Source organism: Microbacterium sp. MYb64 (assembly GCF_002979495.1).
Classification (GTDB): domain Bacteria; phylum Actinomycetota; class Actinomycetes; order Actinomycetales; family Microbacteriaceae; genus Microbacterium; species Microbacterium azadirachtae_A.
Map to the genome: position 1 here is coordinate 42,457 of NZ_PCOW01000020.1, position 25,643 is coordinate 68,099.

28 protein-coding genes are annotated in these 25,643 nt (G+C 70.3%); 25 read left to right on the plus strand and 3 right to left on the minus strand.

Annotated features, from left to right (window positions below):
* Window positions 1–24 precede the first annotated feature (24 nt).
* The 5 genes from prfB to smpB all read left to right on the plus strand — a co-directional run bounded on the left by prfB (window position 25) and on the right by smpB (window position 4,651).
* Window positions 25–1,137, plus strand: a complete 1,113-nt coding sequence (prfB, locus tag CQ044_RS15540; RefSeq protein ID WP_105689297.1) for a peptide chain release factor 2 — start codon at window positions 25–27, stop codon at window positions 1,135–1,137.
* 94 nt (window positions 1,138–1,231) lie between these two features.
* On the plus strand, window positions 1,232–1,873 hold the full coding sequence (locus tag CQ044_RS15545) for a C40 family peptidase (protein WP_181158339.1): 642 nt from the start codon (window positions 1,232–1,234) through the stop codon (window positions 1,871–1,873).
* Between the two features lie 277 nt (window positions 1,874–2,150).
* Window positions 2,151–3,158, plus strand: coding sequence for a cell division ATP-binding protein FtsE (ftsE, locus tag CQ044_RS15550; protein WP_105689299.1), 1,008 nt, complete (start codon window positions 2,151–2,153; stop codon window positions 3,156–3,158).
* Complete coding sequence (gene ftsX / locus CQ044_RS15555; RefSeq protein WP_105689300.1) at window positions 3,155–4,069, plus strand: permease-like cell division protein FtsX; 915 nt, start codon at window positions 3,155–3,157, stop codon at window positions 4,067–4,069. Before ftsE ends, ftsX begins: the two co-directional genes overlap by 4 nt.
* Window positions 4,070–4,174: 105 nt before the next feature.
* Window positions 4,175–4,651 carry an SsrA-binding protein SmpB gene (gene smpB / locus CQ044_RS15560; RefSeq protein WP_105689301.1) on the plus strand — a complete coding sequence of 159 codons (477 nt, stop codon included), beginning with the start codon at window positions 4,175–4,177 and terminating at the stop codon, window positions 4,649–4,651.
* Window positions 4,652–4,659: 8 nt separating this feature from the next.
* On the opposite strand, the gene CQ044_RS15565 is transcribed toward smpB, so the two are convergent.
* Window positions 4,660–6,525 (minus strand): prolyl oligopeptidase family serine peptidase, encoded by a 1,866-nt coding sequence (locus CQ044_RS15565; RefSeq protein WP_105689302.1) that lies wholly within the window; start codon window positions 6,523–6,525, stop codon window positions 4,660–4,662.
* A gap of 146 nt (window positions 6,526–6,671) precedes the next feature.
* On the opposite strand from CQ044_RS15565, the gene CQ044_RS15570 reads away from it, so the two are divergent.
* Together CQ044_RS15570 and metE are read left to right on the plus strand one after the other, a co-directional pair.
* The gene (locus tag CQ044_RS15570; RefSeq protein ID WP_105689303.1) at window positions 6,672–7,685 is read left to right on the plus strand and encodes a methylenetetrahydrofolate reductase; all 1,014 of its coding nucleotides are present in this window, start codon (window positions 6,672–6,674) and stop codon (window positions 7,683–7,685) included.
* Window positions 7,686–7,722: 37 nt separating this feature from the next.
* Entirely contained in the window at window positions 7,723–10,044 is a 2,322-nt protein-coding gene (metE, locus tag CQ044_RS15575) for a 5-methyltetrahydropteroyltriglutamate--homocysteine S-methyltransferase (protein WP_105689304.1), read from the plus strand.
* Between the two features lie 120 nt (window positions 10,045–10,164).
* Here metE and lexA read toward each other — a convergent pair whose 3' ends face one another.
* Window positions 10,165–10,851 (minus strand): transcriptional repressor LexA, encoded by a 687-nt coding sequence (gene lexA, locus CQ044_RS15580; RefSeq protein WP_045272298.1) that lies wholly within the window; start codon window positions 10,849–10,851, stop codon window positions 10,165–10,167.
* Between the two features lie 321 nt (window positions 10,852–11,172).
* Here lexA and CQ044_RS15585 point away from each other — a divergent pair, with 321 nt between their 5' ends.
* The 6 genes from CQ044_RS15585 (at window position 11,173) to CQ044_RS15610 (ending at window position 15,582) form a co-directional block, all read left to right on the plus strand.
* Window positions 11,173–11,529, plus strand: a complete 357-nt coding sequence (locus tag CQ044_RS15585; protein WP_045272299.1) for a LysM peptidoglycan-binding domain-containing protein — start codon at window positions 11,173–11,175, stop codon at window positions 11,527–11,529.
* Window positions 11,530–11,576: 47 nt separating this feature from the next.
* On the plus strand, window positions 11,577–12,662 hold the full coding sequence (locus tag CQ044_RS15590) for a histidinol-phosphate transaminase (protein ID WP_105689305.1): 1,086 nt from the start codon (window positions 11,577–11,579) through the stop codon (window positions 12,660–12,662).
* The gene (hisB, locus tag CQ044_RS15595; protein ID WP_105689306.1) at window positions 12,659–13,279 is read left to right on the plus strand and encodes an imidazoleglycerol-phosphate dehydratase HisB; all 621 of its coding nucleotides are present in this window, start codon (window positions 12,659–12,661) and stop codon (window positions 13,277–13,279) included. The genes CQ044_RS15590 and hisB overlap by 4 nt, the downstream gene beginning before the upstream one ends.
* On the plus strand, window positions 13,276–13,926 hold the full coding sequence (hisH, locus tag CQ044_RS15600; RefSeq protein ID WP_105689307.1) for an imidazole glycerol phosphate synthase subunit HisH: 651 nt from the start codon (window positions 13,276–13,278) through the stop codon (window positions 13,924–13,926). Before hisB ends, hisH begins: the two co-directional genes overlap by 4 nt.
* A gap of 110 nt (window positions 13,927–14,036) precedes the next feature.
* Window positions 14,037–14,783: a bifunctional 1-(5-phosphoribosyl)-5-((5-phosphoribosylamino)methylideneamino)imidazole-4-carboxamide isomerase/phosphoribosylanthranilate isomerase PriA gene (gene priA / locus CQ044_RS15605; protein WP_105689328.1), complete on the plus strand. Its 747-nt coding sequence runs from the start codon at window positions 14,037–14,039 to the stop codon at window positions 14,781–14,783.
* Window positions 14,767–15,582 (plus strand): SseB family protein, encoded by an 816-nt coding sequence (locus tag CQ044_RS15610; protein WP_105689308.1) that lies wholly within the window; start codon window positions 14,767–14,769, stop codon window positions 15,580–15,582. The genes priA and CQ044_RS15610 overlap by 17 nt, the downstream gene beginning before the upstream one ends.
* Before the next feature lie 39 nt (window positions 15,583–15,621).
* Here the strand turns inward: CQ044_RS15610 and CQ044_RS15615 are convergent, their stop codons facing one another.
* The gene (locus CQ044_RS15615) at window positions 15,622–15,999 is read right to left on the minus strand and encodes a DUF1844 domain-containing protein (protein ID WP_374954868.1); all 378 of its coding nucleotides are present in this window, start codon (window positions 15,997–15,999) and stop codon (window positions 15,622–15,624) included.
* Between the two features lie 307 nt (window positions 16,000–16,306).
* Between CQ044_RS15615 and infC the strand changes: the two genes are divergently transcribed.
* The 12 genes from infC to CQ044_RS19640 all read left to right on the plus strand — a co-directional run bounded on the left by infC (window position 16,307) and on the right by CQ044_RS19640 (window position 25,633).
* Window positions 16,307–16,927 carry a translation initiation factor IF-3 gene (gene infC / locus CQ044_RS15620; protein ID WP_374954869.1) on the plus strand — a complete coding sequence of 207 codons (621 nt, stop codon included), beginning with the start codon at window positions 16,307–16,309 and terminating at the stop codon, window positions 16,925–16,927.
* Window positions 16,928–17,013: 86 nt separating this feature from the next.
* Window positions 17,014–17,208 carry a 50S ribosomal protein L35 gene (gene rpmI / locus CQ044_RS15625; protein ID WP_045272307.1) on the plus strand — a complete coding sequence of 65 codons (195 nt, stop codon included), beginning with the start codon at window positions 17,014–17,016 and terminating at the stop codon, window positions 17,206–17,208.
* A 29-nt stretch (window positions 17,209–17,237) separates the two neighbouring features.
* Window positions 17,238–17,624, plus strand: a complete 387-nt coding sequence (gene rplT / locus CQ044_RS15630; RefSeq protein WP_045272308.1) for a 50S ribosomal protein L20 — start codon at window positions 17,238–17,240, stop codon at window positions 17,622–17,624.
* Window positions 17,625–17,691: 67 nt separating this feature from the next.
* Window positions 17,692–18,492: an RNA methyltransferase gene (locus CQ044_RS15635; protein WP_105689330.1), complete on the plus strand. Its 801-nt coding sequence runs from the start codon at window positions 17,692–17,694 to the stop codon at window positions 18,490–18,492.
* A gap of 25 nt (window positions 18,493–18,517) precedes the next feature.
* Complete coding sequence (locus CQ044_RS15640) at window positions 18,518–19,186, plus strand: response regulator transcription factor (RefSeq protein WP_105689310.1); 669 nt, start codon at window positions 18,518–18,520, stop codon at window positions 19,184–19,186.
* A 3-nt stretch (window positions 19,187–19,189) separates the two neighbouring features.
* Window positions 19,190–20,569, plus strand: a complete 1,380-nt coding sequence (locus CQ044_RS15645) for a HAMP domain-containing sensor histidine kinase (protein ID WP_105689311.1) — start codon at window positions 19,190–19,192, stop codon at window positions 20,567–20,569.
* Window positions 20,566–21,543, plus strand: a complete 978-nt coding sequence (locus CQ044_RS15650; protein ID WP_105689312.1) for a TAXI family TRAP transporter solute-binding subunit — start codon at window positions 20,566–20,568, stop codon at window positions 21,541–21,543. Before CQ044_RS15645 ends, CQ044_RS15650 begins: the two co-directional genes overlap by 4 nt.
* A 173-nt stretch (window positions 21,544–21,716) precedes the next feature.
* Window positions 21,717–22,505, plus strand: a complete 789-nt coding sequence (locus CQ044_RS15655; protein ID WP_105689313.1) for an amino acid ABC transporter ATP-binding protein — start codon at window positions 21,717–21,719, stop codon at window positions 22,503–22,505.
* Window positions 22,506–22,547: 42 nt separating this feature from the next.
* On the plus strand, window positions 22,548–23,453 hold the full coding sequence (locus CQ044_RS15660) for a glutamate ABC transporter substrate-binding protein (protein ID WP_105689314.1): 906 nt from the start codon (window positions 22,548–22,550) through the stop codon (window positions 23,451–23,453).
* A gap of 85 nt (window positions 23,454–23,538) precedes the next feature.
* Window positions 23,539–24,195, plus strand: a complete 657-nt coding sequence (locus tag CQ044_RS15665) for an amino acid ABC transporter permease (RefSeq protein ID WP_105689315.1) — start codon at window positions 23,539–23,541, stop codon at window positions 24,193–24,195.
* Window positions 24,192–25,118 carry an amino acid ABC transporter permease gene (locus CQ044_RS15670; protein ID WP_105689316.1) on the plus strand — a complete coding sequence of 309 codons (927 nt, stop codon included), beginning with the start codon at window positions 24,192–24,194 and terminating at the stop codon, window positions 25,116–25,118. The genes CQ044_RS15665 and CQ044_RS15670 overlap by 4 nt, the downstream gene beginning before the upstream one ends.
* Before the next feature lie 77 nt (window positions 25,119–25,195).
* Window positions 25,196–25,633 carry a hypothetical protein gene (locus CQ044_RS19640; protein ID WP_181158340.1) on the plus strand — a complete coding sequence of 146 codons (438 nt, stop codon included), beginning with the start codon at window positions 25,196–25,198 and terminating at the stop codon, window positions 25,631–25,633.
* Window positions 25,634–25,643 lie beyond the last annotated feature (10 nt).

The following is a 25,643-nucleotide window of genomic DNA, read 5'->3' on the forward strand; positions in this document are numbered from 1 at the left end:
CCGCGCGCGATACTCTGAGGTGCCATGCTCGAACTTGATCTCTCCGCCGAAATCGCGGCCCTCCGTCAGACCTTCGGCGACATCCGCGAGGTCGCCGACGTCGAGGGACTCCGCGCCGACATCGAACGCCTCAGCGAGGAGGCCGGTGCGCCCGACCTCTGGGACGACCCGGAGAAGGCCCAGAAGGTGACGAGCGCGCTCAGTCACCGTCAGGCCGACCTGAAGCGCGTCACCGAGGTGGAGCAGCGTCTCGACGACCTCGAGGTGCTCATCGAGCTCGCCAACGAGATGGAGGACGAGGACTCCGCCACCGAGGCGCGCGCCGAGCTCGCCTCCCTGACCGACACGGTGAACCAGCTCGAGGTGCAGACCCTGCTGGACGGCGAGTACGACGAGCGCGCCGCGATCATCACGATCCGCTCCGGCGCGGGCGGCGACGACGCCACCGACTTCGCCGAGATGCTGCTGCGCATGTACCTGCGCTACGCCGAGCGCCACAAGTTCCCGGTCAAGGTCATGGACACGTCCTACGCCGAGGGCGCCGGCATCAAGTCCACGACGTTCGAGGTCGACGCGCCCTACGCGTTCGGCACGCTCTCGGTCGAGGCCGGCACGCACCGCCTCGCCCGGATCAGCCCGTTCGGATCGGCCGACAAGCGCCAGACGTCGTTCGCGGCGGTCGAGGTCATCCCGCTCATGGAGGAGGCGACCGAGGTCGACATCCCAGAGGGCGACATCCGCGTCGACGTGTTCCGCTCGTCCGGCCCCGGCGGCCAGTCGGTCAACACGACCGACTCCGCCGTGCGCCTCACGCACCTCCCGACCGGCATCGTCGTCTCGATGCAGAACGAGAAGTCGCAGATCCAGAACCGCGCCGCCGCCATGCGCGTGCTGCAGACCCGCCTCCTGCTGCTGCAGAAGGAGGAGGAGGCCGCGAAGAAGAAGGAGCTCGCCGGTAACATCACCGCGAGCTGGGGCGACCAGATGCGCTCCTACTTCCTCTACGGACAGCAGCTCGTGAAGGACCTCCGCACGGGTCACGAGTCCGGCAACCCGGCGAACGTGTTCGACGGCGACCTGGACGGCTTCATCTCCGCAGGGATCCGGTGGCGCAAGCGCAAGGACGACGACGACTGATCCGTCGGCACCGACGATTCAGGGACTTTCCAGGGCGCGGCGCCCGCGAGTGTCATAGGGTGGTGACCCGATGGCTGTGACACGGAGAATCCCGATGACTGTGACACGGAAGACGGCGGCAGGCTGCGCGATCGCGGCGCTGATCGTCCCCGTGGCGGCGACGGCTGCGTACGCCTTCGCGCCGGGAGCACCCGCGTCCTCGACGCACACGGTGTCGCTCGTCGTCGCCCCGCAGACCTACACGGTCGCATCCGCCGCTCAGGAACCGAGCACGACGAGGGCCGTCTTCGACGTCCTCTACACGCCGCCCGCGCCGGTCGTCGAGCCGAGCGCCGCCCCCGCGGCCGCCGCGAGCTCCACGACGACCGCGGCCCCCGCACCCACGCAGGAGTTCTCCGGGGATGCGGTCGTCGCGTACGCGCAGACGTTCGTGGGCGTCGTGCCCTACGGCTGGGGCGCGGATCCCAGCGACTCCTTCGGCTGCGACGGGCTCGTGCAGTACGTGTACGGGCACTTCGGGATCAGCCTTCCCCGGGGCGCCGACAACCAGGCGGCGCTGGGCACCGTGATCTCCGCCGACGAGGCGCGCGCCGGCGACCTGGTGTGGTGGCCCGGCCGGCACATCGGAATCTGGGACGGCGCCGGCGGCATCATCGACTCGCCGGACTGGGGTCGCTACGTCGAGCACCACGCCCCGTGGGCGAGCTCCGGCCCGCCGATCTTCATCCGGCTCTGACGCGGAACTCCTGGTGGCCGCGGTGCCTCCGGCGGTAGAATCGTGGGTTACCCAGCCGTCCGAGGAGGTGCGCGGGATGAGCACGACGAGAGCATGGCGCACGGTCGGTGCGACCGTCGCGGGACTGGCGCTGTTCGGCGCGATCGTGACGTTCCTGGCCTTCGTGATCGGCCTCGAGCCGTCCTGATGATCCCAGGCACCTCATAGCCGGGGGAACCCGCCGTGGTGGGGTGTCGCTCGCGGGCTGCGTGCGGCGCCCGTTTAGGCTCGACACGCCATGATCCGATTCGAGAACGTCACCAAGCGCTATCGCGGCACCAAGCGTCCCGCGCTGTCCGGGGTCGATTTCGAGGTGCAGCGAGGCGAGTTCGTCTTCCTCGTCGGCGCGTCGGGATCCGGGAAGAGCTCCTGCCTGCAGCTGATCCTCCGTGAGGAGTCGCCCACGTCCGGCCGCGTCGCGGTGCTCGGACGCGACCTGAAGTCCATCGCGAACCGCAAGGTTCCGTACTTCCGCCGCAGCATCGGATCCGTCTTCCAGGACTTCCGCCTCCTGCCCTCCAAGACCGTCTACCAGAACGTCGCCTTCACCCTGCAGGTGACCGGCGCCTCCCGCGGATTCATCCAGCAGGCGGTGCCGGAGGCGCTCGCACTCGTCGGTCTGAGCGGCAAGGAGAAGCGCCTGCCGCACGAGCTGTCCGGCGGTGAGCAGCAGCGCGTGGCGATCGCCCGCGCCATCGTGAACCGTCCGCAGATCGTGCTCGCCGACGAGCCGACCGGAAACCTCGACCCCGGCACCTCGGTCGACATCATGCAGCTGCTCGCCCGGATCAACGCCGGCGGCACCACGGTGCTCATGGCCACGCACGAGGCCGCGTTCGTCGACCAGATGCAGCGCCGCGTGATCGAACTTCGCGACGGCGAGATGGTGCGCGACGAGGTCGGCGGCGGCTACGGCGACACCTCCAACGTCCCGCGCCTGGAGCCCGAGGCGATCCGCGGAGCCGCGGCAACCGCCGCGCTCCAGACCGTGCGCGAGGTGCACCGTCAGACGGAGGCCGCGATCGCGGATCCGGCTTCCGCGCCCACGCCGGTCGTGGAGCACCACGCGGCGGCGACGGCGGCACCGACCACCGCGCCGCAGCAGGCGACGCTCAAGCCGTCCGACGACGCGCGTCCTGCCACGCATCCGATCGCGATCCCCGCCGTCGACCTCGCCGAACTGGGCGTGGCGGACCGGCTCGGACTCGATACCGGCGACGACGAGGAAGTGGGTCCGACGTCATGAGGTTCGGACTCATCCTCGGCGAGGCGCTCACCGGCCTGCGCCGTAACGCCTCCATGGTCATCTCGGTCGTGCTCGTCACGTTCGTCTCGCTCACCTTCGTGGGGGCGGCGATCCTGATGCAGGCGCAGATCGGCACGATGCGCGCCTACTGGCAGGACCGCGCCCAGGTCGCGATCTACATGTGCTCGTCGGTCTCGACGTCGCCGGGCTGCATCGGCGGCACCGCGACGGAGGACCAGATCAAGGCCGTGCAGGCGGAGCTCGACGGCTCCACCCTCAAGCCGCTGATCTCCCAGAGCAGCTTCCAGACCGCGGACCAGGCCTATCAGGAGACCCTGAAGCTCGTCGGCAAGGACTATGCCGGCGTGCTCACGGCCGATCAGGTCAACGCGGTCTTCAAGGTCAATCTCAAGGACCAGACCCAGTCCGCCGTCATCGCGGAGGCCTTCAGCGGCGTCAAGGGCGTGGATGAGGTGAAGGACCAGCTCGAGTATCTGGATCCGCTCTTCAACGCTCTGACTGTCGCGACCTACATCGCGGTCGGGATCGCGGTGCTGATGCTGATCGCCGCCGTGCTGCTCATCGGAACCACGATCCGATTGTCGGCGTACGCGCGACGGCGGGAGATCGGGATCATGCGCCTCGTCGGCGCCTCGAACAGATTCATCCAGACCCCGTTCGTCCTGGAGGGCGTCTTCGCCGCCGTGATCGGATCCGTGCTCGCGAGCGCCGTGGTGCTGCTGGGCGTGCACTTCGGTGTGCAGGACTACCTCACCAAGCGGGTGTCCTTCATCACGACCTGGGTCGGGTTGAACGAGGCGATGCTCGTGGTGCCGGTGCTCATCGGCATCGGCGTGATCCTCGCCGCGCTCAGCGCCGGTTTCGCGATCCGCCGCTGGCTGCGCGCCTGACCCGTCCGTGCGGCGGGGGCCCTTCCGTGTATAGACTGGCGGGCTGGCCTTCTCGGGCCTGACCGGCGCGTGCCGGATCCGTCATACGAACAGCAGGAGACAACCATGCCCAGGGAACGCGGGGAGAAGGTCATCGCGACCAATCGTCGCGCACGTCACGACTACAACCTGGAGAAGTCGTACGAGGCGGGGCTCGTGCTCACCGGCACCGAGGTGAAGTCGCTGCGCCAGGGGCGTGCGAACCTGACGGACGGATACGCGTTCATCAAGGGCAACGAGGCGTTCCTCGACGCCGTGCACATCCCGGAGTACTCGCAGGGGCACTGGACGAACCACTCGGCCAAGCGGATCCGCAAGCTCCTGCTGCACAAGGAGGAGATCGCGAAGCTCTCGCATGCGGTCTCCGCGGGCGGCTACACGCTCATCCCGCTGCGGCTGTACTTCTCCGACGGGCGCGCCAAGGTCGAGATCGCCCTCGCGAAGGGCAAGCGCGAGTACGACAAGCGACAGGCCCTGCGCGAGCGTCAGGACTCCCGCGAGGCGGAGCGCGCGATGCGTTCGCGCAACCGCCTCGGGGAGTGACCCGCCGCTTAAGGCACGGGGTCGAATCCGAAGGCTGAGCCCAGGAACCGCAGCTCCGCCTCGGCGGCCGCGATGATCGTGTCCGCCTGCCGGAATCCGTGTCCCTCGCCCGGGAACAGCACGTACTCGTGCGGCACTCCGCGCGCGGCGAGTGCGTCGCGGATCGCCTCCGACTGCGACGGCGGCACGACCGCGTCGTCGGCGCCCTGCAGGATCAGCACCGGCACGTCGATGCGGTCCGCGTGGGTGAGCGGCGAACGGTCGATGTACGTCTGCTCGGCCTCGGGCAGCGTTCCCACGAGGCCGTCGAGGTAGTAGCGCTCGAAGTCGTGCGTCTCCTCGGCGAGCAGCCGCAGGTCCACGACGCCGTACCGGTCGAGGCCGGCCGCGAACATCCCGCCGCGGACGAGCGCGGACAGCACGGTCCAGCCGCCGGCGGATCCTCCGCGGATCGCGATGCGGGCCGGATCCGCGAGACCGGCATCCGCGAGCCCCTGCGCCGCGGCCAGCACGTCGTCCACGTCGACGATGCCCCACTCGCCGTCCAGCCGCTCGCGGTAGGCGCGGCCGTAGCCGGTGGATCCGCCGTAGTTCACCTCGAGCACGCCGATGCCGCGACTCGTGAAGTACGTGATCCATCCCGCCTGCGCGCCCGAGGAGTGCGCCGTCGGGCCGCCGTGCACCTGTACGACGTAGGGCGGCAGCGCCTGCGGAGCCGCATCGGCATCCGGGTTCGCCGGGGCATGGTCGAACGCGTGCACGGGGCCGTGCGGTCCGTCGAAGCTCACCGGGCGTGCGCCGGGCACCCACGCGGGGTCTACGGGATCGCCGCCGCGGATCGCGCGCGCGACGCCCGCGTCGAGGTCCAGCTCCCACAGACCCGGCGTGACCCGTCGTCCCTGTCCGGTGATCAGCACCAGGGATCCGTGTGCATCCTCCAGACTGAGGTCGCCGTCGAACGGGACCGCCAGTTCGCGCTCCGTGCCGTCCCGCTCGATGAGCACCAGCGCGTCCGATCCGTTCGTGCGGACGGCCAGGATCCTGCCGTCCTCGAGCACCCGGAACCATCGCTGGCCGAGCACCCACAGCCCGCCGCCGGTGTCGGCGTCGGCGGGGGAGACGGTCGCGGGTGCGCCGCCGGGCATCGCGCGGTACAGGTTCCATCGTCCGGTCGCGTCATGGCTGAACAGCAGCTCGTCGTCGCTGAGCCACTCGGGCTGCAGCGCGGCGCGGCCCGGCATCGGGGTCCGCGATCCCGTCGCCAGATCCACGACGAGCGCTTCCGACGCCTCCCACGGCATCCGCCGCACGTCCCACGTCACGAGTGCGAGCCGGGTCCCGTCGGGGGAGAGCACCGGGTGGGCGAAGAAGCCGTCGCCGCCGAGGATCGTGGTGACGGCGGCATCGTCCGCTGCCGCGGAACCGTCGAGAGGGATCTCCACGATCGCGCGCTGGTGCGGCGCGGCGCGCAGGTCCTCGCGCACGGCGAACAGGCGCCCCTGCTGCGCCCTGAGGCCGCCGTAGCGCGGACCCGGCGCGGTGAGCGGCACAGGTGCGTCGGTCTCAGGATCCAGCCGGTGCACGCGCTGGTCCTCGCCATCGACGAAGAGGAGCGTGCCGTCATCGGCGACCGTCCACGCACCGCCGCCGTACTCGTGCACCCGGGAGCGGGCGCTCCACGGCGCGCGCAGCACCTCGCGCGCGGCGCCGACGCCGTCGCGGCGCATCACCCGCATGCGCCCGCGCTCCTGCGGCACCGATTCGCTCCACCAGATCCCGCCCGCGGCATAGCGGGCTCCGTCGATCTTCGTGCCGGCGACGGCGAGGTCGGCCGCGGACAGCGGGGAGGGCCAGGATCCGTGCGGAGTCGTCATGATTCGAGCCTAGGAGAACCGGCCGGCGCCGTCTCGTGCGGCGCTGCGTGCCGGGCTTTCCGGAGCGCCGACACATGACGAAACACAGCATGCGCCGCGTGGCAGCGCCGCCTAGCGTGGGGTGACCGCCCCGACCCAGGAGAGAGATGTCCTTCGACGCGCCGCCGTTCGCCCCCGCCGGGGCCGTCGTTCCGCGCGTCCCGATCTCCTTCGAGCTGTATCCGCCGCGCACCACGGCGCCGATCGAGGCTCTGCACGAGACGATCCAGCAGCTCGCATCGGCTGCACCTCGCTTCATCTCCGTGACCTATGGCGCGGGCGGATCCGTCGGCGGTCGCTCGCTCGACGTGCTGCGCTACATCCGCGAGCACACCTCCGTCGAGCCGCTCGCGCACCTCACCTGCGTCGGCAACACGTACGCCGGAGCCTCCCGGCTGATCCGGGAGTTCCTCGACGCAGGGATCCTCAGCTTCCTCGCCCTGCGCGGCGATCCGCCACTGGATGAGAGCCAGCCGTTCCTCGGCGACCTGGAGAGTTCGGCGCAGCTCGTGCAGCTGATCGACAGGGCGCAGGCCGAGCGGGCGCCCTACCAGGAGCGGCCGATCCCTGGCGTTCCCGGAGCCGTTCAGGTGACGCCCCGCCGGAAGGTGAACATCGCCGTCGCGGCGTACCCCAACGGGCATCCGCGCTCGACGTACCGCAACCAGGACATCGACGCGCTGCTGGCCAAGCAGGCCGCGGGGGCGACGCTCGCGATCACGCAGCTGTTCTTCCACCCTGACGACTACTTCGCCTTCGTCGAGCGCGCACGTCGCGCGGGCGTCACGATCCCGATCCTGCCCGGCATCATGCCCATCACGTCGCCCGCGCGCCTGCGCCGCGTGCTGGAGCTCAGCGGCGAGGAGCTTCCCGCCGAGCTGTCCATCGACCTCGAGGTCGAGCCGACCGCCGAGGGCCGCACCGAGATCGGCGTCGCGCATGCGGCGGAGCTCGTGCGGGAGCTCGTGGACGGCGGGGCGCCTGGGATCCACCTGTACGCGTTCAACCAGCACCGCACCGTGCTGGACGTGCTCACGGCCGCCGGGGTCCTCCCCGAAGGCGGGGCGACGTCCCCCGTGGGCGGCGCCCTCCAGCTCGCAGAGACCAGCGGCGCGCACTAGGCCGCATCCTTCCCCCCTTCCGTCAGAGAGGACCGTCATGACCGCATTCCCCGAGGGCACCGTCCTGGGCTACCCGCGCATCGGCCGTCGCCGTGAGCTCAAGAAGGCCGTCGAGGCGTTCTGGGCCGGACGGATCGACGAGGCCGAGCTCGAGCGCACCGCGGCCGAGCTGCGCGCGACGACGCGCGAGCGTCTCGCCGTGCAGGGCCTCGGCCGCTCCGACTCGGCGATCCCCGAGTCGTTCTCGTACTACGACCAGGTGCTCGACGCCGCGGTCACCGTGGGTGCGATCCCCGCCCGCTTCGAGGACCTGCGGTCCGCCGACGGCACGATCGGCCTGCCGGCGTACTTCACCGTCGCCCGTGGCGAGGGCGAGCGCGCGCCGCTCGAGATGACGAAGTGGTTCGACACGAACTACCACTACCTCGTGCCCGAGATCGGACCGGACACCGTCTTCTCGCTGTCCAGCGACCGCATCGTGCGCCAGGTGCGGGAGGCGGCGGAGGCCGGCTTCCGCACCCGCCCCGTGCTCGTGGGCCCCGTCACGTTCCTCGCCCTCGCCAAGGCCGCGGACGAGGCGCCGGAGGGCTTCGACCCGCTGTCGCGCCTGGACGACCTCGTCTCGGTCTACGCCGAGGTGCTCGGCGCGCTCGAGGCCGCCGGCGCGGAGTGGGTGCAGCTGGATGAGCCGGCGCTCGTGAGCGAGTCGCTGCCGGCTTCCGTGGCAGCGCTCGGTGCGGCCGCGGAGCGCGCGTACGCGGTCCTCGGCGGTCTCGCGGAGCGCCCGGCGATCTTCGTCGCGGCCCCGTACGCGGCCCTCGACGCCAACCTCGCGGTTCTCGCCGCGGCTCCGATCGAGGCGATCGGCCTCGACCTCGTGCGCGGCACCGTGCCCGCATCCGTCCCCGGCCTCGCCGACAAGGTGCTCGTCGGCGGCGTGGTCGACGGCCACAACATCTGGCGCGGCGACCTCTCCGCGGCCTTCGACACCCTCGAGGCGCTGCGCGGTCTCGGTGCGGCCGGCGTGGCCGCGGCGACCTCCACCTCGCTGCAGCACGTGCCGCACGACGTCGAGGACGAGACCAAGCTCGATGAGCGCCTGGTGAGCTGGCTCGCCTTCGCCGACCAGAAGGTCGCGCAGGTCACGACCCTCGCCAAGGGCCTCGCCGAGGGGCGCTCCGCGATCGCCGCCGAGCTCGACGCCGCCTCCGCCGCCCTGACGGACCGTCTCAGAGCCCCCGGCGTCCGCGTGGACGCCGTCCGTGCGCGCACCTCGGCGCTGACCGGCGCCGACTTCGACCGCGGCGACTACGAGGCCCGTGTGGCCGCGCAGTCGATCGCGCTCGACCTGCCCGCGCTGCCGCTCACGACCATCGGATCCTTCCCGCAGACCGGCGAGATCCGACGCGCCCGCGCGCAGTTCACCAAGGGCGAGATCACCGCGGACGAGTACGACGGCTTCCTCCGCGAGGAGATCGGCCGGGTCGTGACCCTGCAGGAGGAGCTGGGCCTGGACGTGCTCGTGCACGGCGAGCCCGAGCGCAACGACATGGTGCAGTACTTCGCCGAGAACCTCGACGGCTTCGACGTCACCGAGAACGGCTGGGTGCAGTCCTACGGATCCCGCGCGACGCGCCCGTCGATCCTCTGGGGCGACGTCTCGCGTCCGGCGCCGATCACGGTGGCGTGGTCGGAGTACGCGCAGTCCCTCACCGCGAAGCCGATGAAGGGCATGCTGACGGGCCCCGTCACGATCCTCGCCTGGTCGTTCGTCCGCGACGACCAGCCGCTCGCCGAGACGGCGAACCAGGTCGCCCTGGCGCTGCGCGACGAGATCGCGGACCTGGAGGCCGCCGGGATCGGCGTCATCCAGGTCGACGAGCCGGCGCTGCGCGAGCTGCTGCCGCTCAAGAAGGCCGACCAGCCGGCGTACCTGGACTGGTCCGTCGCGTCGTTCCGGCTGTCCACGGCGGGCGCGGAGACGGCCACGCAGGTGCACACGCACCTCTGCTACTCGGAGTTCGGCGTCGTGATCGACGCGATCCGCGCGCTCGACGCCGACGTCACCTCGATCGAGGCCGCCCGCAGTCGCATGGAGGTCGTCACGGACATCGCCGCGGCCGGCTTCGACCACGGCATCGGCCCCGGCGTGTACGACATCCACTCGCCGCGCGTTCCGGACGCCTCCGAGGTCGAGGTGCTCCTGCGCCGTGCGGTCGAGGAGATCCCGACGCGTCAGCTCTGGGTCAACCCGGACTGCGGTCTGAAGACCCGCGGCTACGAGGAGACCAACGCCTCGCTGCGCAACATCGTCGAGGCCACCCGCCGCGTCCGCGAGGACGTGTCGGTCGCGGTCTGATCTCCCCGCACCGGGCGTCTTCATCGAGGCCCCCTCGCAGCACCGAGGCCCCCTCCCAGATTCGGATCTGAGAGGGGGCCTCGATGCGCAGAGGGGGCCTCGACGTGGAAGGGGCGGGGATCAGACCGCGCGCAGCACCGCCACGATCTTGCCGAGCACCGTGGCGTCGTCGCCCAGGATCGGCTCGAAGGCGCTGTTGCGGGGGAGCAGCCACACGTGGCCGTCCCGCCGGCGGAACGTCTTGACCGTGGCCTCGCCGTCGAGCATGGCCGCGACGATCTCGCCGTTCTCCGCGGTGCCCTGTGAGCGCACGACCACCCAGTCGCCGTCGCAGATGGCGGCGTCGATCATCGACTCGCCGGAGACCTTGAGCATGAACAGATCACCTTTGCCGACGAGCTGGCGGGGGAGGGGGAAGATCTCCTCGACCTGCTGCTCGGCCGTGATCGGCACTCCGGCGGCGATCCGGCCCACGAGCGGCACGAGCGCGGCGTCTCCGACCGAGGGGGCGGTGTCTGCGGGGTTCTCGGTCGAGAGGCCGGGCAGGTCGATGAGGACCTCCATGGCGCGGGTCTTGCCGGCGTCGCGGCGCAGGTAGCCGCTGAGCTCGAGCTGGCCGAGCTGATGCGTCACGCTGCTGAGGGACTTGAGACCCACGGCGTCGCCGATCTCGCGCATGCTCGGCGGGTAGCCGTACCGGGCGATCGAGGTCTGGATGACCTCGAGGATCGCCATCTGCTTCGCACTGAGGCTCTTGCGGCGCCGCGTCCGCGGGGCCTCGGAGCCGAGGTTCGCACCGTCGCTCATGCCATCTCCTTCGTGTGCATCGGGCCCTCGCGGATCCGGTGATCGGCATGGATTCGCGGGCGGCGATTCGAATGTCGGTGGTCCGTGATGGGGTCTTCGTATCGAAACCGTATCCGAGATCGGGGCGGAGTCGATAGATCTGTTCGAGCGTGTCGGCGAATTATCGGAACCGATATTCGAAGAACGCTTGACAGATGTTCGAACTCGAAAGTAGTTTCGGTACGTAGGTTCGCCTCTCCAGAGGCCCGGATTCGAAGATCCTCCACACGGGATCCCGATCCGGGGAGAGGCGGACCGACACAGACACTGAGGAGAAGCACCATGAGCAGCATCACCTTCGCCGGTCCGGTTCCCGCCACGCGCCTGCGGATCACCGCACGCGGTCGGCGCGTGCTCGCCGCGCTGGTCGCGCTCCCGGTGGCTGCGGCGATCGCGTTCGCAGCGCTGAGCGGCGGATCCGCGCTCGCCTCCGGCGAGCAGACGACGGGCAACACCTTCGCGACCGTCACCGTCCAACCCGGCGACACCCTGTGGTCCATCGCGGGCGAGGTCGCGCCGAACGCCGACCCGCGCGACGTCGTCGCCAAGATCTCCCAGCTGAACCTCGTCGACGGCGGCGTGATCGAGGTCGGGCAGCACCTGGCCATCCCGGCGGAGTACGGCGCGACCGGACGCTGATCGTCACGCGGCACCGGCATCACAGCCGGGCCGCCTAGCATGGCAGGGTGACTGTCTCGCTCGACGACTTACCCCTTCGTGACGACCTGCGCGGACTGCGCCCCTACGGGGCCCCGCAGGCGCCGCTGCCCGTGGCGCTGAACGTGAACGAGAACACGCATCCGGTGCCCGAGAAGGTCGCGAGCGACATCCTCGACGACATCGCGGTGGCGCTGCGCGACGTCAACCGGTACCCGGACCGCGAGTTCACCGAGCTCCGTGAGGCGTTCGCCGGCTACCTCGGCCACGACCTCGTGGCCGCGAACATCTGGGCGGGCAACGGGTCCAACGAGGTGCTCCAGCACATCCTGCAGGCCTTCGCCGGCCCTGGCCGCACCGTGTTCGGGTTCGCGCCGACCTATTCGATGTACCCGCTGCTCGCCCAGGGCACGGGGGCGACCTGGGTCGCCGGGGTCCGCCACCCCGACTACGAGCTGACGGTCGACGAGGCGGTCGCGCAGGTCCTGGAGCACGATCCGGACGTGATCCTGCTGTGCGCGCCGAACAACCCCACGGGCACCCCGCTGCCTCTCGACGTGATCGAGGCGGTGTACGAGGCCGCGCGAGGCATCGTCATCGTCGACGAGGCGTACCAGGAGTTCGCGCCGAAGGATTCGCCGACGGCGCTGACGCTGCTCGAGGGACGGCCGCGGCTCGCCGTCTCCCGCACGATGAGCAAGGCCTTCGCCTTCGCCGGAGCGCGGGTCGGCTACCTCGCCGCGGATCCGGCGTTCATCGACGCCCTGCGTCTGGTGCGCCTGCCGTACCACCTGAGCGCGCTCACCCAGGCGGCGGCGATCGCGGCGCTGCGGAACGCGCCGATCATGCTCGCGATGGTCGATGAGATCGTCGCGCAGCGCGATCGCATCTCCGCCACGCTCGCGGCCCTGGGGTACGAACCCCACCCGTCCTGGTCCAACTTCGTGCTGTTCGGCGGGGTCGCCGATCCCGCCGCGACCTGGCGCGCCCTCTACGACAGGGGCGTGCTGATCCGCGATGTCGGCATCACGCATCACCTGCGCGTCACGGCCGGAACCGAGGCCGAGACCACCGCATTCCTGGACGCCCTCGCCTCGATAGGATCGGCCTCATGACCGCTGAGACCCCCGCTGCGGCCCGGACCGCGCGCCGCACCCGCTCCACGTCCGAGTCGACGATCGAGCTCGAGCTCGACCTCGACGGCACGGGGCAGAGCCACATCGACACCTCGGTCCCGTTCTTCGACCACCTGCTGACGGCGTTCGCGAAGCACTCGCTGACAGATCTGACCGTGCGCGCCTCAGGCGACACCCACATCGACGCGCACCACACGGTGGAGGACGTGGCGATCGTGCTCGGCCAGGCGATCCGCGAGGCGCTCGGCGACAAGAACGGCATCTCCCGCTACGGCGACGCGCTCGTCCCGCTCGACGAGGCGCTCGTGCAGGCGGTCGTCGACATCTCCGGTCGCCCCTACCTCGTGCACGAGGGAGAGCCGGCCGGCTACGAGCACCACCTCATCGGCGGCCACTTCACCGGATCCCTCGTGCGTCACGTCTTCGAGGCGATCGCGTACAACGCCGCCCTGACCGTGCACGTGCGTGTGATCAGCGGCCGCGACCCGCACCACATCGCGGAGGCCGAGTTCAAGGCCTTCGCGCGCGCGTTCCGTCAGGCCAAGGCGCTCGACCCCCTCGTGGTCGGCGTGCCCTCGACCAAGGGCGCCCTGTGAGCGAGGGCGCAGAAGGCCGTCGTCCGACCGTCGCCGTCTTCGACTACGGGTCCGGCAACGTGCACTCGGCCGTGAAGGCGCTGATCCGCGCCGGCGCGGACGCGCAGCTCACCGGCGACCGCTCCGCGGCGCTCGAGGCCGACGGGCTCGTGGTACCGGGCGTCGGGGCGTTCGCAGCCGTCCGCGAGGCGCTCGCCGCGCACCGCGGGGATGAGATCATCGAGCGGCGCCTGGCCGGCGGCCGCCCCGTGCTGGGCATCTGCGTCGGCATGCAGGTCCTGTTCGAGGGCGGTGTCGAGCGCGGCGCCGAGGTCGAAGGGCTGGGCGAGTGGCCCGGCATCGTGACCGAGCTCGACGCTCCGGTCCTGCCGCACATGGGCTGGAACACCGTCGAACCCGATCCCGGCAGCGTGCTGTTCCGCGGGATCGAGCACGAGCGCTTCTACTTCGTGCACTCCTTCGCCGCGCAGACGTGGGAGCTCGAGGTCATGCCGCCGTTCCCCGAGCCGCACCTCACGTGGGCCGAGCACGGCTCGCGCTTCCTCGCCGCGGTCGAGAACGGCCCGCTCTCCGCGACGCAGTTCCACCCGGAGAAGTCCGGCGAGGCGGGCATCCAGCTCCTCCGGAACTGGATCTCCACGCTCTGATCCGTCTGACCGTGTGACGCCGGGGGATTGGTGCCCCGACCGTGCGCGGACTACTCTCTTCTCTCGTGCCGCGCCCGAAGCGCGCGGTGCATCGTGACCCGAAGGACGACATGAACGAGTTCGCGCAGTCCCCCTCCCTGACCCTCCTCCCGGCCGTAGACGTCGCGGGCGGACAGGCCGTCCGCCTGACGCAGGGTGAGGCCGGAAGCGAGACCAGCTACGGCGATCCGATGGACGCCGCCGCGGAGTGGGTGGATCAGGGAGCCGAGTGGATCCACCTGGTCGACCTCGACGCCGCGTTCGGCCGCGGCAGCAACACCGCGATCCTGCGCCGCGTGATCAAGCAGTTCCGCAGCGTCAACGTCGAGCTGTCCGGTGGCATCCGCGACGACGCGAGCCTCGAGGCGGCGCTGGAGTCCGGCGCTTCCCGCATCAACCTCGGCACCGCGGCGCTCGAGAACCCCGAGTGGGCCGCCGACGTGATCGCCCGCTACGGCGACGCGGTCGCGGTGGGCCTGGACGTCCGCGGCACGACCCTCGCCGCCCGCGGCTGGACCAAGGAGGGCGGCGACCTCTGGACGGTGCTCGACCGCCTCGAGGACGCCGGGTGCAGCCGCTACGTCGTCACCGACGTCACCAAGGACGGCACGCTCAAGGGCCCGAACCTCGACCTGCTCCGCGAGATCACCGCGCGCACTCCGAAGCCCGTCGTGGCCTCGGGCGGCATCGCGAACCTCGACGACATCGCCGCGCTCCGCGAGCTCGTGCCGCTCGGCGTCGAGGGCGCGATCGTCGGCAAGGCGCTGTACGCCGGCGCATTCACCCTGGCCGAGGCGCTGGATGTCGCCGGATCCTGACCACGCCGCGTCCGCGGCGTGCGATCACGACCACGGCGCGCACGGCAACGCCGGCGACTCCGCGGGCGTGCCCTGGGCGGGACGCTCCTTCCAGGAGAACACCCGGGCGAGCGACGACGGATCCGCGGATCCGGCGCTCTGGGACGCGCTGACGCGCTTCCGCGCCGGTGGCGGCTCGCAGGCCGAGGTCGTGGACGCGTTCCGCACGGCGCGCGTGCTCGTGCCGCTGGTCGCCGAGAAGGGCGACGAAGGCGTGGCGCCGTCCGGACTGACGGTGGACAAGACCCAGGAGCTCTCGCTCGTCACGGTCGCCGCGCCCGACGGGCGCACGGTGCAGCCGGCCTTCACGAGCGTCGACACCATGCGCTCCTGGGATGCGGTCGCACGCCCGATCCCCGTCGAGGCCGCCCGCGTGGCGTTGTCCGCTTCGTCGGGCGATGCCGAGCTGATCGTGCTCGACCCCGGATCCGCGACCGAGTTCGTCCTGCGCCGCCCCGCCGTGTGGGCGATCGCGCAGGGGCAGCACTGGGAGCCGAGCTTCCTCTCGCCAGAGGTCTACGCGGGCCTCCTGGAGAGCGTCGGCAGCGAGCTCGCCGTGATCGACGTCGCCGTCTCCGCCGGCGACCCCGACGCGCGCCTGCGCGGACCGGAGCTGGTCGTCACGCTCGAGCTCGTCGAGGGGCTGGATCGGGAGACGCTCGATGCGGTGCTCGCTCGCCTCGCGCAGCGCTGGGCCGCCGACGACCGCATCGCGGTGCTCGTCGACTCGCTCACCGTGCGCCTGCGCGCGAGCGCCTGAGGGCGGAAGCGAGCGAACCCGCCCCCGCCCGCGGCGAGGTCAGTTGACCGGTCCGGTCCACTTCTCGCCGGGGCCCTGCCCGATCGGGTCCGGGATGACGGAGGCCTCGCGGAAGGCGAGCTGCACGGAGCGCAGGCCGTCGCGCAGGGAGCGCGCGTGCATGTCGCTGATCTCGGGGGCGGCGGCGGTGATGAGGCCGGCCAGGGCGTTGATGAGCTTGCGTGCCTCGTCCAGGTCCTTCTGCGTCTCGGGATCGTCCGCGAGGCCCACCTTGACCGCGGCCGCGCTCAGCAGGTGCACGGCGGCGGTGGTGATCACCTCGACGGCGGCGACATCCGCGATGTCGCGGGCGGCTCCCGACGCGTCGGGGGAGAGGGGGGTGACGTGCTCGTGGCCGTCGGGCGCGGGAGTGCTCACTGTGCCGGCTTTCCGAAGGTCTTGCCTTCTGATAGACTTCTGCGGGCTCCGGGACTTCTCGTCCCGGCACGAAAGAGGATTCACTTCCCACCCGCGCTTGCCGCTCAAGGCTACCGGGTTCAGCACTCCGCCGATTCACATCGGTAGCCGCTGTGCAGCGAAGGCTGCGCAGCGGGTCAGGGTGCCGCCGGCGTCTGAATGCCGGCGGGTGGGACGATTCTGATTTCGCCCGTGATCCGTCCGGATCATGGTGGCCGAAACCATCGTCTAAGGAGTCCGCATCAGCGATCCCCGCACCAATGAGCGCATCCGCGTCCCCGAGGTCCGCCTCGTCGGCCCCGCGGGTGAGCAGATCGGCGTCGTCCGTATCGAGGCGGCGCTGCGTCTTGCGCAGGAAGCCGACCTCGACCTCGTCGAGGTCGCCCCGAACTCGAAGCCTCCCGTGGTCAAGATCATGGACTACGGCAAGTTCAAGTACGAGGCCGCGCAGAAGGCGAAGGAAGCTCGCCGCAACCAGGCGAACACGATCCTGAAGGAGGTGCGCTTCCGTCTGAAGATCGAAGCGCACGACTACACGACGAAGCTCAAGCGCGCCGAGGGCTTTCTCAAGGCGGGCGACAAGGTGAAGGCGATGATCCTGTTCCGCGGCCGCGAGCAGTCCCGTCCCGAGCAGGGCGTGCGGCTCCTCCGCAAGTTCGCGGAGGATGTGGCCGAGTTCGGCACGGTGGAGTCCAACCCCACCATCGACGGACGCAACATGGTCATGGTGGTCGCCCCGCTGAAGAACAAGTCCGAGGCGAAGGCCGAGCAGAACGCGGTGCGTGACGCGCAGCGCGCGGCCAACAAGCAGGCCGCCCGCGACGCCAAGGCGCCCGGCGCCCCGGCCGAACCGGCAGCTCCGGCTGCTCCGGCCGCCCCGGCTGAGTGATCCCGGATCCCACAGCCCCACACAGACCTCCCGCACGACGGGCAGAACCCTGTCGCCCAGCTGGGCGCCATACGAAGGAAGAGAAGATGCCGAAGCAGAAGACCCACTCGGGTGCCAAGAAGCGCTTCAAGATCACCGGCAGCGGAAAGCTGAAGAAGCAGCAGGCCGGGATGCGCCACAACCTCGAGCTGAAGTCGAGCCGTCGCACCCGTCGCCTCAACCAGGACCAGGTGCTGTCGAAGGCAGACACCAAGGTCGCCAAGAAGCTCCTCGGCCGCTGACGCCGATCGCACGATAGGAATACACGAAAATGGCTAGAGTCAAGCGCGCCGTCAACGCTCACAAGAAGCGCCGCGTCATCCTTGAGCGCGCCTCGGGTTACCGTGGCCAGCGCTCGCGCCTGTACCGCAAGGCGAAGGAGCAGGTCACCCACTCCCTCGTCTACGCGTACCGCGACCGTCGCAAGCGCAAGGGCGACTTCCGCCGTCTGTGGATCCAGCGCATCAACGCCGCTGCCCGCCAGAACGGCATCACGTACAACCGCTTCATCCAGGGCCTCGGTCTCGCCGGCGTCCAGGTCGACCGCCGCATGCTCGCCGAGCTCGCGGTCAACGAGCCGGCGACCTTCGCCGCTCTGGTCGAGACGGCCCGCAAGGCTCTGCCGGCGGACGTCAACGCGCCCAAGTCGGCTGCGTAAGCATCTGGTTCACGAAGGGGCGCCGTCCGCGAGGACGGCGCCCCTTCGGTGTCCCTAGACTGTGATGGTGCTGGAGAATCCCCGATCCCCGCGCGTGCGCGCCGTCGCCAAGCTCACCAAGCGCAGTGCCCGCACCGAGACCGGCCTGTTCCTTCTGGAGGGACCGCAGGCGGTGCGTGAAGCGCTGTCCTATCGGCCGGAGGCGATCGTCGAGCTCTTCGCGACTCCGACCGCGTGGGACAAGCACGGCGACCTGCGCCAGGCCGCGGCCGACGCCGAGGTGCGCTTCGAGTACGTGACGGAGTTCGTGCTCGCCGCGATGGCCGACACCGTGACGCCGCAGGGAGTGGTCGCCGTCGCCCGGCAGATGCCCACCTCGGTGCGGGACATCTTCGCCGCCTCGCCGCGCCTCGTCGCGATCTGCGAGGAGATCCGCGATCCCGGCAACCTCGGCACGATCATCCGCGCCGCCGATGCCACCGGCGCCGATGCCGTCGTGCTCACCGGCCGCACGGTCGACCTGTACAACCCGAAGGTCGTGCGCTCGACCACCGGATCCCTGTTCCATCTGCCGGTCTCGGTCGGCGGAGAGCTCACCGACGTCGTCGAACGTGCGCACGCGGCGGGTCTGCAGGTGGTCGCGGCCGACGTGAAGGGCGACGACCTGCTCGCCGCCCGCGCCGAGGGCGTGCTCGCCCGGCCCACGGCCTGGCTGTTCGGCAACGAGGCGCGGGGGCTCGAGGAGCCCGCGCTGGGGCTGGCCGATCGGGCGCTGCGGCTGCCGATCTTCGGCCGGGCCGAATCGCTGAACCTCGCGACCGCCGCGAGCGTGTGCCTGTACGAGAGCGCGTTCGCGCAGCGGGCCTAGGGGTCGCAGGAGACACGCTCACGGTATGAAGATCCTCATCGTCGAAGACGACGAACGCGTGGCCGATGCCCTTGCCGGCTTCCTCGGCCGCGCCGGCTACGCGGTCGAGCGCGCCGGCGACGGGCGCGGCGCCCTCGACATGCTCGGGTCGGACACCGAGGCGGTGATCCTCGACCTCGGCCTCCCCGACATCGACGGCATCGAGCTGTGCCGGCGCATCCGCGCGGTCAGCGGGGTTCCGATCCTCATCGCCACGGCGCGCAGTCAGGTGCACGAGCGGATCCGGGGGCTGCGGGCCGGAGCCGACGACTTCCTCGTCAAGCCCTACGACGTGCAGGAGCTGCTGGCCCGCATCGAGGCGGTCACCCGCCGCAGCCATGCGATCGGGGCCGAAGTGGGGCCCGTGGGCATCGACATCGACGGCGTGCGGATCGATCTGGTCGCGCGCCGGGTGCTCGTGGACGGCGAGCCCGTCGAGCTGACCCGCAAGGAGTTCGACATCGTCGCGGTGCTCGCCCGCTATCCCGGCGTGCCCGTCCCCAGGGAGCGGCTCATCCGCGAGGTGTGGAACACCGACTGGCAGAGCTTCGCCCGCTCGCTCGAGGTGCACGTCGCCTCGATCCGTCGAAAGCTCGGGCGGCCCGCGCTCATCGAGACGGTGCGCGGCGTGGGCTACCGGCTGACAGGGCTGTGACCCGTGCGGAAGCGCCTGTTCATCGTGTTCCTGGTGCCGCTCGCGGCGGTGCTCCTGCTGCTCGGCGGCGCCTATGGCTGGACGGCCTCGCGCGGCGTGCAGCAGAGCTTCTACACGCAGCAGGTCGGTGACATCGGCACCTTCGTGACGAGCGCGCGGCAGGCGCTGCTGTCCGGAAGCGCCGAGGTGCTGGACGGCGAACTGCGCCGCTACCACGAGCTGTACGGCACCCGGGTGACCGTGGTCGACCGATCCGGTCGCCCGTGGTCTCCGCAGCAGGGCGACGCGCCCGTACTGGACGATGCGACCGCGAACAAGGTGCAGCTCGCCCTCTCCGGGCGGCGCAGCGATCTGCCGGAGCCGGTTCTGCTGCCGTGGCAGTTCGCCGAGCAGTCCCTCGTGGAGCCGATCTTCGACCAGGGTGACGTCATCGGGGCCGTCGTCATGTCGGCGAGCGTGGAGGCACCCCGGGCCGAGATCGTGCGGCAGTGGATCCTGCTCGGCATCGTCAGCGTGATCGCGATCGGGATCGGCCTGCTCGTGGTGCTGGGTCTCGCGCGGTGGGTGCTCAGACCCGTGCATCGTGTGGACGAGGCCATGGAGGCGATCGAGCGCGGTGACATGGAGGCACGGATCGCCGATGACACCGGACCTCCTGAGCTGCACCGCATGATCCTGCTCTTCAACCGGATGGCGGAGGAGATCGAGCGCGTCGTGTCGCGTCAGCAGGAGTTCGCGCTCAATGCGTCGCACGAGCTGCGCAATCCGCTCAGCGCCCTGCTGCTGCGGGTGGAATCGCTCGCCACCGGTCTCGACAGCGGCTGGGACCGCGAGGTCGAGGCCACGCGCGAGGAGGGCAGGCGGATGACCAGGATCCTGGACACCCTGCTGTCCTTCGCGCGCGGAGCGGATCCTGCTCCGCTCCGGGATCCGATCGATCTCGCCGCCCTCGCCGAGCGCAGGGTGGCGGCCTGGCGGGATGCCGCGGCCGCGAAGGGCGTCGCCCTCAGGCTGCACGTCGAAGGGCCCGTGCGCTCCCGCACGGACGAGACCATCGCGGAGAGCGCGCTGGACGCCGTGATGGACAACGCCGTGAAGTTCTCGCCCGCGGGCACCGCGATCGACGTCGCGGCGTCGCGGGCCGAGTCCGGCTGCGAGCTGTCGGTGCGGGATCACGGGCCTGGACTCCCCGAGGAGGAGCTCGCGCACGCGACCGACCGGCACTGGCGCAGCGACCGGACGCGCGCGATCCCCGGCACCGGCCTGGGGCTCGCGATCGCCACGGATCTGCTGGCCTCGGTCGACGCCGGAGTGCGCGTCGAGGCGGCGGACGGCGGCGGACTCCGCGTGGTGCTGATGCTCCCCGCCGCGGAGGCGCGATGACGAAGCGATCCCCGCGGGCGATGCTGCGGATGCTGCTCGCGCTCCTGCTGTGCGTGCTCAGCGCGTCGGCGCTCGCCTCGTGCGCGCCGGAGGACCGGAGCTGGGCGGACAAGCCGCAGGCGATCGCGGGCGGGGGAGCGACCGGCGTCTACTACTCCTACGGCCAGCAGTTCGCCGAGGTGCTCACCGCACGGCTCGGGGCCGGGTTCGCCGTGCAGCAGACCAACGGATCCGTCGACAACCTGGAGCGGGTCGGATCGGGACGGGCGGTGCTCGGCTTCGCCCAGGGCGATGCGGTCGCCGATGCCGTGGCCGGCACCGGCGCCTTCCCCGAGGCGGTCCCGATCGTCGCGGTCGCGCGCCTGTACGACGAGTACGTGCACATCGTGGTCCGGGAGGGGTCCGACGTGCACGATCTCGGGGACCTCGCCGGCCGCACGGTGTCCCTCGGCGCGCGCGGCTCCGGCGTGGAACTCGTCGCGGGACGCGTGCTCGCGGCCGCCCACGTCGACGCCACCACGATCCGCAACCCCGCGCTGGGGTTGGAGGGCTCCATCGCCGCCCTGCGCAAGGGCGAGATCGAGGCCTTCTTCTGGGTCGGGGGACTGCCGACACCGGGCATCGCGACGCTCGCGGCCGACACCCCGATCCGACTGCTGTCCATCCCTCCGCCCGTCGTCGACGCCGTCAACGCGGCGCACGCGGGGGCCTATCGGCAGGCGGACTTCCCGATCGGCGGCTACGGCATCGACACCTCGACGGTGACGATGACCGTGCCGAACTACCTGGTCGCCCGCGCCGATGCGCCGGAAGGGCTCATCCACGACGCGACCGCCGTCCTGTTCGACGAACGCGTGACGATCGCCCGTCGTGCTCCGGCGGCCGCGCTGCTCGATCGACGCCAGGCGATCTTCACGGACCCGATCGCGCTGCACGCCGGCGCCGTGCGCTACTACCGCGAGACCCACGACTGACGCTCTCGCGGACCCGGCAGCTGCGGAGCGCGTCGAGGTATCTGCACCCGCCTCAAGAAAGGCTCAAGGAACCCCACGGGATCCGGCGCGGTCAATAGCCTCATCCGGTCGGAACCCTGCGGTTCCGGCACTGCCCGAAACATCCGGCCATTCGATTCGATGGAGAGTCAGCCATGACCGACGTCACCCCTGCTGCCGAGCGTCCCGATCGTGCGTCCTCGCTCGGTGCCCCTCTCGTCGTCGTGCAGAACGTGCAGAAGCACTACGGCGAGTTCCAGGCTCTGACCGACATCGACCTCACCGTGCACAAGGGCGAGGTGGTCGTGATCATCGGCCCGTCCGGATCCGGCAAGTCCACGCTCTGCCGCACGATCAACCGGCTGGAGACGATCACCAGCGGCTCGATCACGATCGACGGCAAGGAACTGCCCGCGGAGGGCAAGGGACTGGCCCAGCTGCGCGCCGATGTCGGCATGGTGTTCCAGTCGTTCAACCTGTTCGCCCACCTGACGATCCTGGAGAACGTGACGCTCGGGCCGATCAAGGTGCGCGGGCTCAAGAAGGCGGACGCCGAGAACGAGGCGATGCAACTGCTCGAGCGGGTCGGCGTCGCCGCCCAGGCCTCGAAGCTCCCCGCGCAGCTCAGCGGCGGCCAGCAGCAGCGCGTCGCGATCGCGCGAGCACTCGCGATGCACCCCAAGGTCATGCTCTTCGACGAGCCCACGAGCGCCCTGGACCCGGAGATGATCACCGAGGTCCTCGACGTCATGATCGAGCTGGCCGCGAGCGGGATGACGATGATCGTCGTCACGCACGAGATGGGCTTCGCCCGCAAGGCGGCGAACCGCGTCGTGTTCATGGCGGACGGCCGGATCCTCGAGGAGGCAGAGCCCGACCAGTTCTTCACGAACCCGCAGTCCGACCGGGCGAAGGACTTCCTGTCCAAGCTCCTCACCCACTGATCTGATCCCCGCACCACAGCACCTGCACCGAAGGAGAAGCACATGCGAAAGTCACGGATCCTCACCGGCATCGGCATCGCGGCCGTCGCCCTGATCGCCCTCACGGGCTGCAACAGTGGCAGCCCCACCAGCCCTGGCGCGACCGAGGGCACGACCCCGACCAGCGACAAGCCGCTGTTCGAGGTCGCCAAGGACGTCAAGATCGACGGCAGCCCCACGTTCGACCGGATCACCAAGAACGGCAAGATCACGATCGGCGTCAAGGAGGACCAGCCCGGTCTCGGCTACAAGGACGCCACCAGCGGCGAGCGCACCGGATTCGACATCGACATCGCCCGCTGGATCGCCGCCTCGCTCGGCTACAGCGAGGACAAGATCGAGTTCAAGGCGATCCCGTCGGCCAACCGTGAGCAGGCGATCGTGAACGGCGACGTGGACTACTACGTCGGCACCTACTCGATCACCGACAAGCGCAAGGCCGTCATCGACTTCGCCGGCCCGTACTTCGTCACCGGCCAGGGTCTGCTGGTCCGCAAGAGCGAGGACACGATCAAGAGCGAGAAGGACCTGGCGGGCAAGACCGTCTGCTCCGCTACCGGATCCACGCCGCTGCAGAACATCCAGCAGAACTTCCCCGACACCAAGACCGTCGGACTCGACGTGTACTCGGCGTGCGTCGAGCAGCTCATCAACAAGCAGGTCGACGCGGTCACCACCGACCAGGCGATCCTGATCGGCTACGCCGCGCAGGACCCGGAGGAGCTCAAGGTCGTCGGCGAGCCGTTCACGACCGAGAAGTACGGCGTGGGCCTGGCCAAGGGCGACACCGCGTTCCAGACCTTCGTGAACACGATGTTCACCGATGGCGGGGACACCTGGAAGGCGATCTTCGAGCAGAACCTGGGCGCGAGTGGCATGAAGGTCACTCAGCCCGCTGTCGAGAAGTGACCCCGAGACGGCCGGCGGGCTCGGTCCCACCGGCCGTCTCCTCCCTTTCTGACCTCTGAAGTCCTCGAACTCGAAGGAGAGATGCGTGGACGCACTCCTGGGCAACCTCGATCTGTGGGGCCAGGCGACCCTGAACACGGTCCTGCTGTTCCTCGGCGGCGGTGTGCTGGCGCTCGTGCTCGGCACCATCGTCGGCGCCATGCGGGTCTCGCCGGTGCCGATCGCGCGCGGCGTGGGCACGGTGTACGTGAACCTGATCCGCAACACCCCGCTCACGCTGGTGTTCTTCTTCTTCGTGTTCGGGTATCCGAAGCTCGACCTGCCGGACATCCCCTACATGTGGCTCGCGATCCTCGCGCTCGGGATCTACACCGCCACCTACGTCGCCGAGGTGCTGCGCGCCGGCATCAACACGGTGCCGGTGGGACAGGCCGAGGCCGCCCGCGCGATCGGGCTGTCCTTCGGACAGGTCATGACCCTGGTCATCATGCCGCAGGCGTTCCGCTCGGTCGTGCCGCCCATGATGAGCGTCTTCATCGCCCTGCTGAAGAACACCACGATCGCCGCCGGCTTCTCGATCGTCGAGCTCGCCGCGCTCCGTGCCGAAGTCGCCGACTCCTACAACCGACCAGGCACGGTCATGGAGATCCTGCTCTGGGTCGCCGTCATCTTCATCATCCTGGTGTTCCTGCTGAGCCTCGTGCAACGGCACTTCGAGAAGAAGTGGAGGATCGTCCGATGAGCGGCGCATCCGTTCTCTACGACGTCCCCGGCCCCAGGGCCGTGGTCCGCAATCGCATCCTCGGCGCCGTCACCGTGCTCGTCGTCCTCGCGGCGATCGGCTTCGTCGTCTACCGCTTCGCCGTGACCGGGCAGTTCGACGCCGCGCGCTGGAACCTGTTCACCTACACGCTCGTGTGGCAGGGCATGGCTCAGGCGCTGTGGGCGACCGTCAGCGCATTCCTCGCCGCCGCGGTCGGCAGCCTCATCCTCGGCTTCGTGCTCGCGATCGGCCGCGTCTCGGAGCACGCCTGGGTGCGGATCCCCGTCACGGTCGTGATCGAGCTGCTCCGTGCTGTGCCGGTGCTGGTCATGATGATGATCTTCTACTACGGCATCAACTCCATCCCGGGCAGCACCTTCCGGATGACGCCGTACGCCGCGGTCGTGATCGGACTCGTGCTCTACAACGGATCCGTGCTCGCAGAGGCGCTGCGCGCCGGCATCGAGGCGCTGCCGAAGGGTCAGAAGGAGGCCGGCTACGCGATCGGGCTCCGCAAGTCCGGCGTGATGGCGTTCATCCTGCTGCCGCAGGCGCTGCGCGCCATGCTGCCGATCATCGTGTCCCAGCTCGTGGTGACTCTGAAGGACACCGCGCTCGGCTTCATCATCACCTACCCCGAGCTCATCTACTACGCCAAGTACCTCAGCGGACAGCCGGGCAGGCCGCTCCTGCAGGCGGGCCTCATCGTCGCGGTCATCTACATCTCCATGTGCCTGATCCTCTCCGGGATCGCGAAATGGCTCGAGGTGCGCACCCGGCGCTCGCCGAAGGTGCACCACAACGCCGGCAACTCGGCTGCGGACGACGAGTCGACTCTGACCGAGGTCATCGCCCTGCAGGGCCGCGCCGGCCGGCTCGACTCGGGCGGCGGGCAGTCCTGACTCCGGCGCGCTCAGCGAGGGGCTGAGCGCGCCGGTACCTCGCGTGGCGGGCCGAGGTGCCCTGTAGCCTCGCGATCATGGTGCACGTCGAACCCGTCTCCGCGTACCCGCCCGCTACGAGTCGGACGCTGGAGCAGTGGCTCGCAGTGGTCAGCGCGCTGTTCCTGAACCGGGTGCGCCGCTGGGTGCCGCGACCGGGGACGTCACTGTCGGTCCGGGGCCCGGGGAATCTGCGGAGTGGTCTGTGGACGGCGGGAGGGATCCTGCTCCTGGTCAACGTGTTCCTGGTGATCGGTGCGCTGACGTCGGGACGCGTCCTCTCGATGGTCTTCGTCGATCTCGGCATGGTGCTCCTCCTCGCCTCTGTCCTCGTCGTCCCGTCCGCGACCCTCGGCCGGAGCCGGCCGATCCTGCGGCGGCAGGCGCACGAGGACCCTCGCCTCGCGGCGACCCTGGAGCAGGAGCGGCTGTCGTGGACACCGGACGGACGCACCCCGGTGTTCGGACCCCTCTGAGCGATCGGCT